At 75.2% G+C, this 404-nt stretch carries 1 pseudogene; it reads right to left on the minus strand.

What is annotated here, in order from left to right:
* Window positions 1-404 (minus strand): annotated as a pseudogene (locus LPA54_RS40810) (ABC transporter ATP-binding protein); the annotation flags it as partial.

Below are 404 nucleotides of genomic sequence, written 5' to 3' on the forward strand. Positions count from 1 at the left end.
CCACCAGGTCGTTCTCCAGGGCACGGCCGATGCGCATCACGCGGCCGAGCGAGAACTGGTGGAACGTCGTGGGACTGCGGTCGCCGTAGACCGGCGGCGCCCCCGCGCCACCACCGGGTCCCTGCTGCTGGGGGATGTGCGGCGCGTTCTGCTGCGAGACGCCCTGCTGCTGCGGCTGCTGCCAGCCCTGCTGGACGGGCGGCTGCGGCTGGGCGGGCGGCTGCTGCGCCCAGCCGGCGCCCGCGCCCTGGGCGGCGTACGGCTGCTGCGGCTGGGCCTGCGGCACGGTGGCGCCGACACCGGACAGCGTCACGCGCGGCCCGTCGTTCGCGTTGCCCAGGTTGAGCACCGTGTCGGCGGTGAACTCCAGGTGGTGGATCCGCTGCCCCTGCACGAAGGTGCCG

Origin of the sequence: Streptomyces sp. DH12 (genome assembly GCF_020873895.1) — a bacterium.
In the GTDB taxonomy this organism is placed as follows: Bacteria; Actinomycetota; Actinomycetes; order Streptomycetales; family Streptomycetaceae; genus Streptomyces.